This is a genomic window from Granulicella arctica (assembly GCF_025685605.1).
GTDB lineage: Bacteria > Acidobacteriota > Terriglobia > Terriglobales > Acidobacteriaceae > Edaphobacter > Edaphobacter arcticus.
The window spans coordinates 2,882,467-2,898,225 of sequence record NZ_JAGTUT010000001.1 but is presented as its reverse complement, the minus strand read 5'-3'; the positions used below and the strand labels follow the sequence as shown (position 1 = coordinate 2,898,225).

Genomic DNA, 15,759 nt, shown 5'->3' with positions numbered 1-15,759 from the left:
GATTTGCCTATGAGTGCTGTGGTGACGAACGAGCCAGCCGAGCAGATGCACACCGCTAAGCGGTCCGCTGCGCTCGCGTCAGTCGGAGCGGCACTGGTCATTACATTGCTGAAGCTGCTGACAGGAATCCTGACCGGCTCACTCGGGATGCTATCCGAGGCGGCCCACTCGGGCATCGACCTCATCGCCGCCGCGATCACGCTCTTCTCGGTCAACGTCTCCGACCGGCCCGCCGATGAGGACCACAACTACGGCCACGGCAAAATCGAAAGCCTCTCCGCCTTCGCCGAAACGGTGCTGATGTTGGGATCATGCGTCTGGATTCTCGCCGAGGCCATAAAGCGTATCGTCTCGCGCGATCATCTCGTACTGAAGCCGTCGATCTGGCCGTTTCTCGTGCTCTTCCTTTCGATCGCTGTCGACTATACCCGGTCGCGCAACTTGCACAAGGTCGCGCTCGCCCACAGCAGCGAGGCTCTAGAGGCAGATGCAATCCACTTCGGGACGGACATGTGGTCGTCCTTCGCCGTCTTGATTGGTCTCTGCGCGACCTTTGCAGGACAGCACTGGCATCTGCCGCAGTTGGAGCTTGCGGACCCTGTCGCGGCGATCATCGTCTCGGCGATCATCCTACGGGTAAGCTGGCAGTTGGCCCGGCGAACAATCGATACACTACTCGACGCGACCCCTGCAGAGACGCGGGCGCAGATGCGTCGCGACCTGATTCGCGACCTTAAAGCGATCGACGGCGTGATCTCAGTCGACCGGGTGCGCACGAGGAGGTCAGGCGCGAACTACTTCGCCGACCTGACACTGGGAATGCCGCGCAATGTGACGTTCCAACGCTCGGAGCAGATCACGAAAGCGGCTACGGAGTCGGTCCAGAGACAACTGCCCGGAGCAGATGTAGTTGTGCACTCCGTTCCAACAGCAACGATCGCGGAGAGCGTCCATGATCGTATCCGCGCAGTTGCGGCTCAGTCGAACCTGGCCATCCACGACGTCAGTGTGCAGCAGTTCGATGGAGCACTGCATGTGGAGCAGCACCTCGAGGTAGATGAGACTCTTCCACTGCGAAGCGCGCACGCTATGGTGACCCAACTCGAAGCGGAGATCCGCCGAGAGGTTCCCCGGATCACGACTATCCTCACCCATATCGAGAGCGAGCCTGCGACGATCGAACAGCCTTCCTCGCTCGACCGCGACCGCCAGCTTGAGATGCGGCTGCGGCGTGTAGCAAGAACATTTCCTGAGATCCTCGACATTCACGAAGTCCTCGTGACGAAGACAAGCGACCGCATCCAGGTAAACTGCCACTGCACGCTGCCGGACGACCTGCCCATGGCGAAGGTTCACGACGTCATTACCGCCCTTGAGGGAGCTTTCCGGCTGGAGGCACCCGAAGTCGCACGGCTGCTGATCCACCCGGAACCAGCAACGGATAATCGCCGATGAGTGTGCGCATCCCCATCACGAAGGTCAATCGCTTCTTCAACATCATCTTTGGAGCGGCGGCGATGATTGCGATCGCACTTGTCTTCGCCTTTACGACGATGCGGCTCGCAATCCACGGTGGGCAGGTCGAGGTTCCTAACCTCGTAGGACAGACGGCCAGCGACGCGCAGAAGACGGTCGGAAACCGCGGCCTGAACCTGGTACTGACGAGCCGCTTTTATTCAACGACTGTACCGGCCGGCCACATCATCTCGCAGACACCGTCGCCCGGTGTCATCGTTCGCCACGAGTGGGAGATTCGCGCGATTGAGAGCCTCGGCCCGCAACAGGTGGAGGTTCCCGATGTGAGCGGAATGACGGAACGACCCGCAGCGATGGCGATCCGCAAGCTCTCGCTCGACTTGGGGACCGTCGCGCATCTTCCCGCTCCTGGCGATCCCGGTACGGTACTTGCGCAGACGCCGCCACCGAACGCTGGTGGAATCGACAGCCCGCGAGTAAGCCTGTTATTAAGCCAGAAGGATGATGGACACTCAACCGCCTTCGTGATGCCTGCGGTCACCGGGTTGACGCGGGAGACTGCTTCAACCCGCCTGGCTGCGCTTGGACTCTACATGATCGTTGCGCCTTCGCCGGATGCCGCCACGCCTGGAACGACGCCAAGTGGGGATGCCATGGTTGTAGGGGATCCGGGAGGTCCCGTTACGTCACAAAGCCCGGCCGCAGGACATAGGGTAGTGCGCGGCGAGGGCGTGAAGCTGACCTTTGGTGGCAGCTAGAAGTAGCGCTTGGAAATTGCGGCAGCCTGGCAATCTCTAGTTCGTCATCGCTGCTCGTTCGAGGACAACAGCATAGAAACCGTCGCAATCGTGGACTCCGGGGATGGTTCTAAGAGCACCGTCGCGGACTGCTGTCTTTTGGAGGTCCTCAGCCACCTCCTGGGTGACGATTCCCTGCCCTGCTAGCTTCGTAATGAACTCTTCAATTGGAACGCGTCGTGCTCTTGTAAGTGTCTCGACAACGCGCTCATTCTCTTCCGTTTCGAGTGAGCAGGTGGAGTAGACGAGGCGGCCGCCCGGCGCAAGCCGCTGAAAGGCTCCCTGAAGGATGGCAGCCTGCCGAGTGGCCTGACGAGTCAGTTCTTCGGCGCGCAGAATATGACGAATCTCCGGGTTGCGCGAGAGTGTGCCGGTGCCGCTGCAAGGCACGTCGCAGAGGATAAGATCATAGGTCCCCGCATCAGCCTCTGCGGGGAGCGTTGCGTCAGCTATGGCGAACTTGATCTTCTCCGCATAGGCATAGCGGCGGAGACGAGCCTCGGTGTGGGTGAGGCGCTTGGCACTTACGTCGGTCGCGGTAATGTCCGCACCGCCGGAGCGTAGAGCGAGCATGAGCGTCTTGCCGCCAGGTGCGGCACAGCAGTCCCATATCGTTGGGTTGTCGCGGACGGGCATAGCTGCAGCCGCCAACTCTGCGACGAGCCGGGAGCCGTCATCCATATGAGGAAGATCGCCGCCAGTCTCGACGAACATCGCCCCATCGCCCGGTTCCCGCTGATCGGCCTCGCAGATAGCGAGTGCGGCATCGCGACCGTACTGTGCAGCCCACCGCTCCACCAGCCAGATCGGGTGACCAAGGCGCTCCGCAAATGCCGGTACGGACTCATAGAGCCGTACGCCAGCCTTCTGCGCAGCGGCAATCTTTCGAAGAATCGCGTTGACCATGCCAGCCGCGTGCGGTTCGTTGGCCAGCTTGCAGATCTCGACGCTCTCACTCAGCGCAGCGTGCGGCGGGATTCGATCCATGTGCAGAAGCTGAAATGCACCCATGCGCAGTGCCAGAGCGACAGGTTCAGCGAGCCGCTGGTCAGGCCGCTGAAGGTGCCGGTGAACCCGCGCATCGAGCGCAATCTGCCAGCGTAGAACACCCATCACGAGAGCAGTCGCAAGATTGCGATCTTCAGGGGAAAGCGCCTCGGTCCGGGCGGAGTGAAGCAGTTCGTCGCTGTGGCCCTTTTTTTCGCCGACGAGCATGAGAATCTCAAAAGCTGCCTTACGAGCAGGCGAGACCTTTGGCGTACCCGAACCTTTTGGAATGTCCGTCGCCCTGATGCTTTTTGCTGCTGGAATTTTCATAAACCTAGCCGTTCGCCAGTCTTAATCTGGTAGCCGCGCAGGAACTCACTTGCATCCATGCGGCGTTTGCCTTCGAGCTGAACCTCATCAAGCGCGAGCACGGAACCGCCTCCGCAGGCAACGAGGAGTTGCGCATCCCGGATCACTAATGTGCCGGGTTCTTCCGACGCCCGCTCCTCGGTGAGGCGCATGCGCTGTACGAGAAACTTCTTGCCGCGCAGCGTCGTGTACGCACCGGGCCAGGGCTGAAAACCACGCCAACGATCATAGATCCGCCGAGCCTCCCGGCCGAAGTCGATTGCCCCGTCTTCACGCCGGAGGACTGGCGCCAGTGTGGCACACGCGTGGTCCTGTCCACGCGGAACGATGGAACCGTCGGCCAGGCCCGCGAGCGTCTCAACCATCAGTTCAGCTCCGATAGCAGCAAGCGATTCGTAGAGATCAATTGAGGTCTCTTCCGGTGCGAGTGGAACAGCCTTCGCGAGGAGCAGGTCGCCCGTATCGAGACCGGCATCGATACGCATCGTAGTGACCCCGGTGACCGTCTCGCCCTCGGCGACCGCCCATTGAATCGGTGCAGCGCCGCGGTACTTTGGGAGCAAAGAACCATGCAGATTGACGTTGCCGAGCGGGGGAAGATCGAGCATCCACTGCGGCACGATGCGACCGTAAGCAACGATGAGAATCGCGTCGGGCGCGATGCCCTCAAGTTGGGCGCGGAGTTCGAGATTGTTCTTGATCTTCTCCGGCTGCACCATCGGCAGTCCAAGTTCGAGGGCTGCAGTCTTCACCGCCGGGGCATGCATCGTCATGCCACGCCCTGCGGCGCGGTCAGGCTGGGTAGTGACGAGTGCTACCTCATGACCGGCGGCTACGACAGCTTTCAAGGTGGGAACGGCGAACTCAGGCGTTCCGCAAAAGACAAGCTTCACCGTTACCACTCACCATTCTTCTGCAGCTTCTTGATCTTGCGAAGAACGAGGTCGCGCTTGAGGCGGCTGAGGTGGTCGATGAAAAGGATACCGTCAAGATGGTCGATCTCATGCTGGAGAGCGCGGGCGAGCAACTCGTCTCCCTCAACCTCAATCCACTTGCCGGTCGCATCCTGAGCCTTCACGGTGACACGCTCGGCGCGAGCAACCTTCTCGCGAATCTCCGGCAAGCTTAGGCACCCTTCTTCCTCTACCTGTCGCCCCTCTCGGTTCACGATCTCGGGATTGATGAGGACGATCTTGTCCTTGGGATTCTTCTGGAAGCTGACGTCGACGATCGCAATGCGCTTCGAGATGCTGATCTGTGGGGCGGCCAAGCCGATGCCCTGCGCGGCGTACATGCTGTCGAACATCTCGTCGACAAGCTGCTTCAGCTCCGCGTCAAAGACAGTGACAGGCTCGCCGCGCTTCGCCAGAACCGGGTTCGGGTACTTGATGACTTCGTGGATCTTTGAGGATTTCTTCTTGGTAGTCACTCAATACGCTCGAATCTGTTCGCAGTAGCCATCGTAATTGCGCTGCATCTCGCGCAGCGAATCGCCGCCGAACTTCTCCACCACAAGGCGCGCCACGGTTAGCGCAACCATCGCCTCAGCCGCCACACCAGCTGCTGGAACAACGCAGACGTCGCTTCGTTCATACGCCGCCTTCACCGGCTCCCGCGTCGCAAAGCTGACCGAGCCGAGGGGACGGCGCAAAGTTGAGATTGGTTTCAGATATCCACGCACGATAAGGTCCTCGCCGTTTGAGATGCCGCCTTCGATCCCACCGGCATTATTTTGCTCACGAGAGAACTTTGTATGACCGTCCGTCCGCTCGTAGCCAATAGCATCATGAACCGTCGAGCCCAGAGACTCCGCCGCTGTAACCCCGCGACCAAGTTCGACCGCTTTGACCGCCTGGAGACTCATCACCGCCTGGGCTAGCAGTCCGTCGAGGCGCTCATCCCAGTTAGCATGGGTACCAACGCCCGGCGGCAAGCCATGGACAACAACCTCAAAGACGCCTCCTATGGTATCGCCGGTTCTGAGAACTGCATCGACTTCAGCCTTCATGCGCGCTTCGCTGGCCTCGTCAACACAGTTCAGCAGTACGCTTTCCTTGGCCTGCAGAGCAGCGATCTCCACCCAGGTTGCAGGACGATCCAGCTCGGCCTTGCCTACTCGAACAACATGACTCGCAACCTCAACACCAAGGGCACGCAGCAACAACTTCGCAATTGCCCCCGAGGCTACGCGGGCCGCACTCTCGCGGGCGGAGGCGCGTTCAAGAACGTAACGCGCGTCGCGAAAGTCGTACTTGAGGCTGCCTGCCAGGTCTGCATGGCCGGGGCGCGGGGAGGCCACCGCCTTGTGCTTCTCCGGATCACCAGCCTCTACAGGCAGAATCTCGGTCCAGTTCTTCCAGTCGTTATTCGCAAGCGACATCGCGATAGGCGAGCCGATAGTCTTGCCATGGCGCACCCCGCTCAGGATATGCGCTGCATCACGCTCAATGCGCATCCGACCACCGCGACCATAACCCTGCTGCCGTCGCCAGAGTTCGTGGTCGATGAACTCCTGCACGACCGGCACACCGGCAGGCATACCGCTTACCATCGCGATCAGGCTCTCGCCGTGACTCTCTCCCGCTGTCGAAAAACGCAACATTCCTGAATACTTTCTCTACTTCAATCTTCTATAAGGTCAGACTACGATTGTAACAATTCCATCCCGCAGGCTGGCTTGTTTCAGATCACTTTCGCCTGCTCCACCAGCCTCGACATAGCAAGGCTCTCCGGAGTGTTGAGACTATCTAAGCCACCAACCACAGCATTGCGATCCCGCTCACTGCGATTCTGACTGACCTTCCACTTGCCTTCCAGCTTGCGAATCGGTAGTTCAAATCCAATAATTCCCTTTAGAAGCGTCGCGATGAAGGCTTCCGGAGCGTCGCTGACCTTCCACGGCACCGCCGATTTAGCCTCATGCTCCTCCGTAAGACTCTCAAGATGTGCCATCAGCCACTCCGGCTCTTCACGCAACTGCAGTGTGCCGGAGGCATGGACAACCGCGTAGTTCCAGGTGGGCACCTCCTCGCCGTCCTCGTGCTTGCCCGGATACCATGACGCCGAGATGTAATGGTGCGGACCGGCAAAGATCGCAAGCGCATCGACGGAAGGTATAAAGTCCTTCCACTGCGTGTTCGCTCGCGATACATGGCCCTTCAGCACACCCAGCTCCGACCCATCACTCTCAATCACCATCGGGATATGCGATGCGATAAGGCCGGACTCCCCCATCGTCACCAGAGCAGCAAGCGGATGCGCCACCATCAGGGCGTGCATCACCGGAACCCGGCGCTCTTCATTTGCCCGCGGAATGTACATGCGCCCTCCTAATCTTCCTTGAGGAAAGCCTGCGAATTCAACAGCGGACGCTCCATACTGCGCACCCAGTCCGTCATCTGGTCCGCGCCCTTGCCGTTGAGCGCCGCCTTGCCGAACTCACTGCGAACGGTCTGCATCTTTGCCTCAAGATCATCCAGTGCGCTCAGCAGGATCGCCTCGGGCGTCATGGGAAGCTTTGGAGATCCGAACTCGTACTTACCGTGATGACTGAGGATCATATGCTCGACCAGCACCCGCAGTTTGTCTGGAAATGGGGCAAGAGCCTCAAGCTTCTCGCGCAGCATGCCTTGGGCAATACTGATGTGGCCGATCATCTGGCCCTCCAGCGTATACCCGAACGAACTCTTCCAATGCAGCTCCCGCACCTTGCCGATATCGTGCAGAATTGCCCCCGTCACCAGCAGGTCCGGATCAACCTCAGGGTAGAACGGAGCAGTCGCAAGACAAACGCGTACAAGCGTCACGACATGCTCGAGCAGCCCACCGAGCCAGGCATGATGAAGGACCTTCGCAGCCGGTGCAGCCTGAAATGCGGGACCGATTATCTCATCGTCGAGAAATGCGAAGACAAGGCGCTGCAGGTCGCCATTCGCAAATGCAGAGACGTAGCCCCGCAGCTCCGACCACATCGCCTCCACATCGTACCGAGTCGCCGGAAGGAAATCAGCGGGATCAACCTCGGACTCGGCTGCACTGCGGAGCTTCTGCAGCGTGATCTGGAACTTGCCTTGATATTTGCTGATCTGCCCCTGAACCTTGACGTAGCAGCCCTCGGAGCAAGTAGAGACCACGTCGGCGAATTCCTCCCACATGCGCGCATCGAAGGATCCCGTCTTGTCACTGAGAGTGAGGGCAAGGTATCGTCCGCCTTGTTTACGGTCGCGAACCGAGAGTGAAGACAGTGCGAAGTAGCCGGTCACCATCTCGTTTTCGAACTTCACCGCATCCGCAACAAAGAAGTCTTTCATGTGCCCCTCAGCATACCCTGTGCTCCAAAAGCGTCCCTGCAAAAAGATGACGCGAGAGTCGAGGCTCTCGCGTCATCCATCGTTTACAGCCTTACTGTTGGGGAGGTCCGCCGATCGGCACACCCGGAGTGGCAGGCTGCGTCGTTCCCTGTGGGGGAGTCGCGGAGGAGGGTGCGCTGACAGCCGGCAGTGTTGTCTGGTCCGAGCTTGGGGCTGCTGGCTTCGCCGGTCCGGCGGTACCTTCATACACTGTCCCACGATCAGAACCCTTCGAAGGCGTCTCGATCGGAGGCGGCGGCGGCGGCTTCGGAGCCTGATCCTGCAGGCGCTCCTTCGGAGCACCCTTCACCTTCACCTTCTTCACCTTTTTGGCCGTGTCACCGCTCAGACCGAGCGGTGCAGCCTGGGTCTGTGCTGCAGCCTTCTCATCAGCAGTGAGCGGGGCAGCAGTCTGAATCGCCTTCTCCTTCGTCTTCGCAGTCTTCTTCGCGACTTTCTCGACCTTTACAGCCTGCGCGCGGTCGGCATAGCGCGTCTTCTTCAAGACGGGCGCGGTGGGTGTAAGCGGATTGACATCGGAGGTGCTCTCCGTTGGAATCACCGGAGCAATCGCAGTTCCTGGCGCAACTTCCGCCGTCTTGATCGGTCCTTCATGATCCGCACCAAGACCATTATCCGCAGCCATACCGGCCTGATCGTTTCCAGGCAGCGAGTTTCGCGGAGCCTGGCCGTAGCGAACCTTCTCGCGCTTGACCTTCTTGCGGCGAGTGATCTTCGCCATCTGGCCACCGGTCGTCGTAACCGGAGTGGCTGTCGGCGTAGCTACTGCTGGGTTTGCGCCTGTCGCTGCTCCTGTAGCGGTTGACCCTAAAGTTGCGGCTGTCGCGCCTGTAGCTGCGGCTGTCGCACCAGTTGTGGCTGCCGCTGCACCTGTTGCTGCTGGAGGACCCGCAGTAAATGCCGGCTGATCCTTCGTGGCTGTCGAGAACCGGCCACCGCGATCAAAGCGTTGCTTCTGAACGACCCTCTTCTTCTTGAGCACAGGAGCCGTGTAGGCCGTAAATACCGGCTTCGTCTGCTTTGAACTTGCACCCGAATCCACATAGCCCGGAGCTGGATCGATAAATGCATCCTCACGGAGCTTCGTCAGATAGGCACGAAGCGCCGGCTGCATCTGCTCCATGTACATCGCTTCCTGGATCTGCGGTTCAACATCCTTAAGCGAGGGAACGCCCGATTCAACGTGCTCGGTCACCTTGAGAATGACAAATCCCTGGCGCGTGCGGATCGGCGCCGTAAACTCGCCAGCCTTCAGGCTGAACGTCTGGTCTTCCAGCACCTTCGCAAGCGCACCGCGTTTGAACTGCCCAAGATCGCCACCCTGCGAGGCAGTCGGACCACCCGAGGTCGACTTCGCCACATCATCGAACTTCGCGCCGCCCTTGAGCTTGTCTTCGACACCGTTCGCCTTGGTTTGAGCCTGTGCTACCGCTGCCTCGTTCGCGTCGGCTGCGGTGGGGATCAGGATCTCGCTCAGCCGAACCTGCTCGGGCTGTACCATCTCCTGCTTGTGCGCCTCGTAGTAGGCCTGCTCCGCTGAAGGAGAGGACTGCAAGCGGCGGCCAACCTCATCGCGGACGACCTGCTGGGTGATGACGCTGTTGCGGATATTTGCCTTGAAATCTTCAAAAGAGACGCCCTGGGACCGCGCCGCCTTCTCGAGGTCTTCCATGGTGTCGAGCTTGTTCTGCTTACGAATCTCGTCGAGCCGGCGGATGACCTCCGTATCGGCGTTGATACCAAGCTCTTTACCGCGCGAGAGCAGCAGTTGCTGGTCGATCATGTCGCGCAGCATGTTCTTCTCGCGCTCGGCCGTTTCAGCCGGGCTGGCGTTGCTCTGCTGCAACTCCTGGGCGAGTTGCTGTTCGCTTCGCTCCACATCGCTGCGGCTGATGATCTGATCGTTGACACGAACGGCCACGTTCTCAACGACCTCACCATTAGGCGTAATCGCGGTCGCCGTCGGCAGATTAGCCTTAGCCGGAGCAGATGGTGCGGTGATGGGGCTCTGGTACCGCGGAGTCTGTGCGGTCACTACTCCCGGCAGTGCCAGCAGGCTGAGCCCGCACACTACCGCGTACTGCGAAATTCTTAGGGTCATCGTCGCTCGTATCTCTATCAACATCCACGGTGGAACTGCCAGCCACCGGCTAATGCGTGTCCTTTGGACTCGTTGCAAATCCTACCGATAGTCCGATACGTCATTCTAACTGCCACACCCTGTAACAGGCGAATCGCGACGAGTCAGACCGCATTCGAACCTTGCGTCACCAACCCGGTCGTCGCTAGTTCTTCATAATGCGGTAAAAGCAAAAGACAACAACCGCAAGCACAACACACAAAAGAGGCAGCGTCACCGAGTCCGTGAACGCCTGCATTGCAGCTAGCTTTTGTACGGTCGACATCTTGATACCCTCGCGCGCTGCTCCCCATGCGCATTTGGCAGAAACAGCACCTCTACAAGCCTAAAACCAACTATAACGCTGTTGACTGCGCTGAGAGGGCACAAAGAGCCTGCACCAGCAGGTCGATGGAGCAGGGTTCCACCCTCATTTCTACCGCCAAACTCGCATGCATGCTCACCTGCCGGTGTATACTCCGTCCAAAGCAGGACGCGTCCGCACGCGCTGTCTTTTTACTCCGAGGTCCCTAAGCCGATGGCTCCACGCACACGCCGCGCACTCTTTTCCGCCACCGTCTTTCTCGCAACGTGCGCCATTCTCGGCTCGGTCATCAGCCAGAAGGTCGCCGCACAGTCCGCCTCGGACGAGTCGACGCTCCGCGACTCTCTGCACTCCTTTACGGGCGTCTATTCGATCGTCGAGCAAAATTACGCCGAGAAGCTGAACGGCGACAAGACCGACAAAGCCATCTACGACGGGGCCATCCCCGGCATGCTCCATGTCCTCGATCCGCACTCTAACTTCTACGATCCAAAGGCCTTCGCCCAGATGCGCGAGGATCAACACGGCAAATATTACGGCGTCGGCATGCAGATCCAGCCGCAGAATATCGGCAGCGTCCTGCGGATCGTTGTCGTTGCCCCGTTCGAAGGAACGCCCTCTTACAAGGCAGGCATCAAGCCGGGCGACATCATTCTTTCGGTCGACGGCAAGACTACGGACAACCTCGATTCTCTGGCCGTCGCCACCATGCTAAAGGGACCCAAGGGAACACACGTTGCCGTCGCCGTAGAGCGTGAAGGCTCGTCCAAGCCCCTGGTCTTCGACCTGCTACGCGATGAAATTCCGCGCTACTCCGTCGACCTCGCCTTCATGGTCCGCCCGGGTATCGGCTACATCCACGTCACCAACTTCATGGAGACCACCAGCCGCGAAGTTGGCGATGCGCTCGACAAGTTCGGCGACATCAAGGGCCTTGTGATCGACCTGCGCGGCAACCCCGGCGGTCTGCTGAATGAAGCCGTCAACATGTCGGACAAGTTCCTCCAAAAGGGTCAGATTGTCGTCTCGCAGAAGGGCCGTGCCTTCCCCGACCAGGTCTACCGCGCCTCCCATGGCTCTGACACGAAGTACCCGATCGTCGTCCTGGTAAACCGCAACACCGCCTCTGCAGCCGAGATCGTCTCCGGCGCTCTGCAGGATCATGACCGCGCCTTGATCGTCGGTGAGACGACCTTCGGCAAAGGGCTCGTCCAGACCGTCTTCCAGGTCTCCGAGAACACCGGCCTCGCCCTGACCACCTATCACTACTACACGCCGTCAGGCCGTCTTATCCAGCGCAACTACAGCAATATCTCCCTGTACGACTACTACTATGTCCGCGAGGGTGTCGAGAAGGGTGCCAACCGCGAGGTCAAGCTTACCGACTCAGGTCGCACAGTGTACGGCGGCGGCGGCATCACCCCCGACGAGAAGATCGACACCCCGAAGTCCAATCACTTTCAGGACGAACTGCTCCAACACTACATCTTCTTCAACTTCAGCAAGCACTACCTGGCCAACCACACCGTCACCCGAGACTTCCAGGTCGACGACGCAGTCCTCTCGCAGTTCAAGGACTTTGTGAAGTCGAAGGACGTAGAGTTCACCGACGCAGATGTAGCCGGCGTCTCGGACTGGATCAAGACCAGCATCAAAAGCGACCTGTTCACCTCACAATTCGGCCAGCTCGAAGGACTCAAGGTTCGCGCCGATTGGGATCCTGAGATTAGCAAGGCCGTCACCTACATTCCCGAAGCCCAGGCCCTCGAGGACCATTCCTCCAAGAGCAACATCAAAACCGCAAGCTTGAAATAAGTCGTTGCGCTCATCAGAACAGAGGCCGGCAAGAGCAATCTGTGCTCTTGCCGGCCTCATCCATTTAACCGGCGGTAACGCCTACGGAGCCAGGTACCTTTTGATCGTAGCGGTCACACCTTCGTTCGAAAGCATCCTCAAAGCCTCAGCAGTCTTTTGCCGGAACGTCTCGTTTGCAAACAGCCGTTCCCCGAAGATGGATTGAACAGCCAGCATCGGTAATGGATTTGTTCCAGCAGGTTGAGCGATGCGGGTCAGTTCATCTGCCCGTACATCGACGATGTCCAGCGGCTTTCCGGATTGATCGACGCCCTCGCCAAAGTAGAAGATCCAACTCGCGACGACGAGGCTAAGTAGATCGACACTCAGGTCGCGATCAAGCAACTCCTGTATCGACGGAAGAAGCCATTTGGGTATCTTCGCAGAGCCCTCGGAGCAGATGCGCGTGACCTGATCGTTGATCGTAGGATTCGAGAAGCGTTCGATAAGAGACTTCTTGTAACCAGAAATCGAGGTGTTCGGAATGATCGGGACGACGGGCGTAACCTCTTCCATAAAGCGCTCAATAAAGGTCACGAAGAGCGGATCGGCCATGATGTCCTGCACGTAGGTGTAGCCGGCGAGCGCACCGAGATAAGCCATGGCAAGATGGCTGCCGTTGAGAAGACGCATCTTCATGATCTCGTAGGAAGCGACGTCGGTGGTGAACTGGGCACCAACGCGCTCCCACTGTGGGCGACCGTTTGAGAAGGTGTCTTCAATGACCCACTGGAGGAAGGGCTCGGTGACGACCGGCCACGCATCATCGATACCGAAGCGACTGCCGACCCATTCAATATCAGCCGGAGTGGTCGCAGGCGTTATGCGGTCGACCATGCTGTTCGGGAAAGCTACGTTAGCAGTAATCCAGGCTTCGAGTGCTGGATTGCTCAGACTGGCGTAAGCGCTTAGGACCTTGCTGATCACATGACCATTACCCTGAAGGTTGTCACAGGACATGACCGTGAAGGGCGCAAGACCTCGCACGCGGCGCCGGTCAAGCGCCTCGGCGATAAGGCCGATCGAGGACTTAGGCTCAGTGGGATTCTGCAGATCATGCTGGATCGCGGGATGGTTAACAAGGAAGCCTCCCGTGCCCTCATCGATAAAGTAGCCGCCTTCAGTAATCGTGAGCGAGACGATGCGGGTCTCGACTGCGGACATCTTTTCTATAGCGGCTTCGCGAGCTTCCGGGGCGTAGATGTAGTCGACGAGGGAGCCGATCACGCGGGCGGACTGTGTGTCGGCGCTGCGTTCGACGAGGGTATAGAGATGGTCCTGTGAGGCGAGCACATCGCGCATGCGGTCGTCACTCTTCAGGACGCCGAGCCCGCATTCGCCCCAGCGCTCGGTGTCCTTCATGGCGAGCAGATCGTCGAGATAGAGTGCCTGGTGAGCCCGATGAAAGCCACCTACACCGATGTGGATGGTGTGCGGAATGAGTTCGCGGCGGTCGTAGGCAGGAGTTTGAACCTCTGCACTCAGGCGTGAAAGGTTTGCGGTAGTAAGTTTGATAGATAGTTCAGGCATGGTGTTCTCGGGGTGTACGTGTTGCCTTAGTTGGACAGCATTGTGTTACCGGCGCTGTCGAAGAGATGGACGAACTTGGGATCGAGGTTGAGATGGACCTGGTCGTCGGGCCGGACGGCAGTCTCGCCGTTGACACGAAGGACGAGTAGCTCGCCTCCCGTAGTTTGGAGATGGACGTAGCTCTCACTGCCAAGGTGTTCAACGATCTGGACCTTCGCGGGAATGCTTGACTCCGAGAAGGTGGTTAAGATGAGGTGCTCGGGGCGGATACCGATAGTCACCTTGGCGTCGGGTTGAAGGAGTTGTGAAATGGGAAGGCTCACGTTGTCGGAGAGCAGGAGCTTGGAATCGGCCTGAACGGTCGCTTCCAGAAAATTCATACGAGGCGAGCCGATGAAGCCAGCGACAAAAAGGTTGCGCGGGTAGTGATACAGGTCCATCGGTGTGCCTACCTGCTCAATGATGCCGGCGCGAAGGACCACGATCCGGTCGGCCATGGTCATCGCTTCGACCTGATCGTGGGTGACGTAGATCATGGTGGCACCAAGTTGATGGTGGAGCTTGGTAAGCTCGAGGCGCATGCGAACGCGGAGCGCGGCGTCCAGGTTGGAGAGCGGTTCGTCGAAAAGAAAGACACGTGGGTTGCGAACGATCGCGCGGCCAATGGCGACGCGCTGCCGCTGTCCGCCGGACAGTTCCTTCGGCTTACGATCGAGATAGGTTTCAAGATTGAGGATGCGCGCCGCTTCAAGCACCTTTCTCTTACGCTCTACCTTGGAAACGCCCCCAAGCTTGAGCGAGAACGACATATTCTCTTCAACGCTCATGTGCGGGTAGAGTGCGTAGCTTTGGAAGACCAGGGCGAGACCACGACGCGCAGCGGGCACGTCATTGACGCGCTGACCATCAATGAGGAGTTCGCCGGAGGTAATCTCCTCGAGGCCCGCGATGAGGCGCAGAAGCGTAGATTTTCCGCAGCCTGACGGGCCGACGAAAACGGTCAACTCGCGATCATGGATCGTGAGATCGATGCCCTTGATGATCTCTGTCGAGTCGAAGACCTTCCGAATCTGGTTCAGCTGTACGGTCGCCACTTGAGTCGCTCCTATTTAACCGCACCGAAAGTAAGACCACGGACCAGCTGCTTTTGACTCAGCCACCCAAGAATAACGATAGGAGCAATCGCCATGGTAGAGGCCGCCGAAAGTTTTGAGTAGAAGAGACCTTCCGGGCTTGAGAATGAAGCGATAAACGCGGTAAGCGGGGCCGCCTTGGCGGCAGTAAGAGTGAGGCTCCAGAAGGCTTCGTTCCACGCGAGGATGATGGCCAGAAGGCTCGTAGAGACGATGCCCGGCATGGCAAGAGGAAGCAGCAGATCATATAGCTCTCGCAGAGGACTTGCGCCGTCCATGCGTGCGGCCTCGAGTACCTCCCGCGGGACTTCCTTGAAGAACGTGTAAAGCATCCAGACCACAATCGGCAGGTTCAGAAGCGCGTTAATAAGAAGCAGACCAGTCCGGGTGTCGAGCAGGTCAGTCTCGCGGTAGATGAGATAGATGGGGACGAGCACTCCAACAGAGGGCATCATCTTGGTGGAAAGCATCCAGAGCAGGGTGTCGCGGGTGCGTTTCGTCGGCATGAAGGCCATCGCGTAGGAGCAGGGGATCGCTGCGGCCAGCGCGAGTATCGTTGAACCGATGGCAACAACAACGCTGTTCCAGGCAAAGTGAAAATAGGTGGTGCGCTCCTGGACGACGATGTAGCTTTCGAGCGTTGCATGAAAGAAAAGATGGGGGATCCGCGAAATAGCCTCGGTCTCGCTCTTGAAGCTGGTGAGGACGAGCCAGCAGACAGGGAAGGCGATAACGAGAGCCACCGCCCAGCCAAGCGCAGTCATCAGGAGCTTCCATCGTAATTTCTTTGAGAGCATGG

The 15,759-nt window shown here is 59.0% G+C and carries 13 protein-coding genes; 3 read left to right on the top strand and 10 right to left on the bottom strand.

Annotation, left to right across the window (positions count from 1 at the left end; genetic code table 11):
- Window positions 1–9 precede the first annotated feature (9 nt).
- Window positions 10–1,455 (top strand): cation-efflux pump, encoded by a 1,446-nt coding sequence (locus OHL20_RS12335; protein ID WP_263383476.1) that lies wholly within the window; start codon window positions 10–12, stop codon window positions 1,453–1,455.
- Complete coding sequence (locus OHL20_RS12330) at window positions 1,452–2,234, top strand: PASTA domain-containing protein (RefSeq protein WP_263383475.1); 783 nt, start codon at window positions 1,452–1,454, stop codon at window positions 2,232–2,234. The genes OHL20_RS12335 and OHL20_RS12330 overlap by 4 nt, the downstream gene beginning before the upstream one ends.
- A gap of 36 nt (window positions 2,235–2,270) precedes the next feature.
- Here the strand turns inward: OHL20_RS12330 and OHL20_RS12325 are convergent, their stop codons facing one another.
- From OHL20_RS12325 to OHL20_RS12295, 7 genes are all read right to left on the bottom strand, one after another.
- Complete coding sequence (locus OHL20_RS12325) at window positions 2,271–3,590, bottom strand: transcription antitermination factor NusB (protein ID WP_263383474.1); 1,320 nt, start codon at window positions 3,588–3,590, stop codon at window positions 2,271–2,273.
- Complete coding sequence (gene fmt / locus OHL20_RS12320) at window positions 3,587–4,522, bottom strand: methionyl-tRNA formyltransferase (RefSeq protein WP_263383473.1); 936 nt, start codon at window positions 4,520–4,522, stop codon at window positions 3,587–3,589. The genes OHL20_RS12325 and fmt overlap by 4 nt, the downstream gene beginning before the upstream one ends.
- A 2-nt stretch (window positions 4,523–4,524) precedes the next feature.
- Window positions 4,525–5,058 carry a peptide deformylase gene (gene def, locus OHL20_RS12315; RefSeq protein WP_263383472.1) on the bottom strand — a complete coding sequence of 178 codons (534 nt, stop codon included), beginning with the start codon at window positions 5,056–5,058 and terminating at the stop codon, window positions 4,525–4,527.
- Window positions 5,059–6,231, bottom strand: coding sequence for a chorismate synthase (gene aroC, locus OHL20_RS12310; protein WP_263383471.1), 1,173 nt, complete (start codon window positions 6,229–6,231; stop codon window positions 5,059–5,061).
- 80 nt (window positions 6,232–6,311) lie between these two features.
- Window positions 6,312–6,950 (bottom strand): FMN-binding negative transcriptional regulator, encoded by a 639-nt coding sequence (locus tag OHL20_RS12305; RefSeq protein ID WP_263383470.1) that lies wholly within the window; start codon window positions 6,948–6,950, stop codon window positions 6,312–6,314.
- An 8-nt stretch (window positions 6,951–6,958) separates the two neighbouring features.
- Entirely contained in the window at window positions 6,959–7,939 is a 981-nt protein-coding gene (locus OHL20_RS12300) for a 3'-5' exoribonuclease YhaM family protein (RefSeq protein WP_263383469.1), read from the bottom strand.
- A gap of 91 nt (window positions 7,940–8,030) precedes the next feature.
- Window positions 8,031–10,100, bottom strand: coding sequence for a peptidylprolyl isomerase (locus tag OHL20_RS12295; RefSeq protein ID WP_263383468.1), 2,070 nt, complete (start codon window positions 10,098–10,100; stop codon window positions 8,031–8,033).
- A 556-nt stretch (window positions 10,101–10,656) separates the two neighbouring features.
- On the opposite strand from OHL20_RS12295, the gene OHL20_RS12290 reads away from it, so the two are divergent.
- Window positions 10,657–12,258 (top strand): S41 family peptidase, encoded by a 1,602-nt coding sequence (locus tag OHL20_RS12290; protein WP_263383467.1) that lies wholly within the window; start codon window positions 10,657–10,659, stop codon window positions 12,256–12,258.
- Window positions 12,259–12,339: 81 nt separating this feature from the next.
- Here OHL20_RS12290 and OHL20_RS12285 read toward each other — a convergent pair whose 3' ends face one another.
- From OHL20_RS12285 to OHL20_RS12275, 3 genes are read right to left on the bottom strand one after another with little or no spacing between them, the layout of a single operon-like run.
- A complete protein-coding gene (locus OHL20_RS12285) occupies window positions 12,340–13,827 on the bottom strand; it encodes a mannitol dehydrogenase family protein (protein WP_263383466.1) in 1,488 nt (495 codons plus the stop codon).
- 26 nt (window positions 13,828–13,853) lie between these two features.
- Window positions 13,854–14,921, bottom strand: coding sequence for an ABC transporter ATP-binding protein (locus OHL20_RS12280; protein ID WP_263383465.1), 1,068 nt, complete (start codon window positions 14,919–14,921; stop codon window positions 13,854–13,856).
- 11 nt (window positions 14,922–14,932) lie between these two features.
- Entirely contained in the window at window positions 14,933–15,757 is an 825-nt protein-coding gene (locus tag OHL20_RS12275) for a carbohydrate ABC transporter permease (RefSeq protein WP_263383464.1), read from the bottom strand.
- Window positions 15,758–15,759 lie beyond the last annotated feature (2 nt).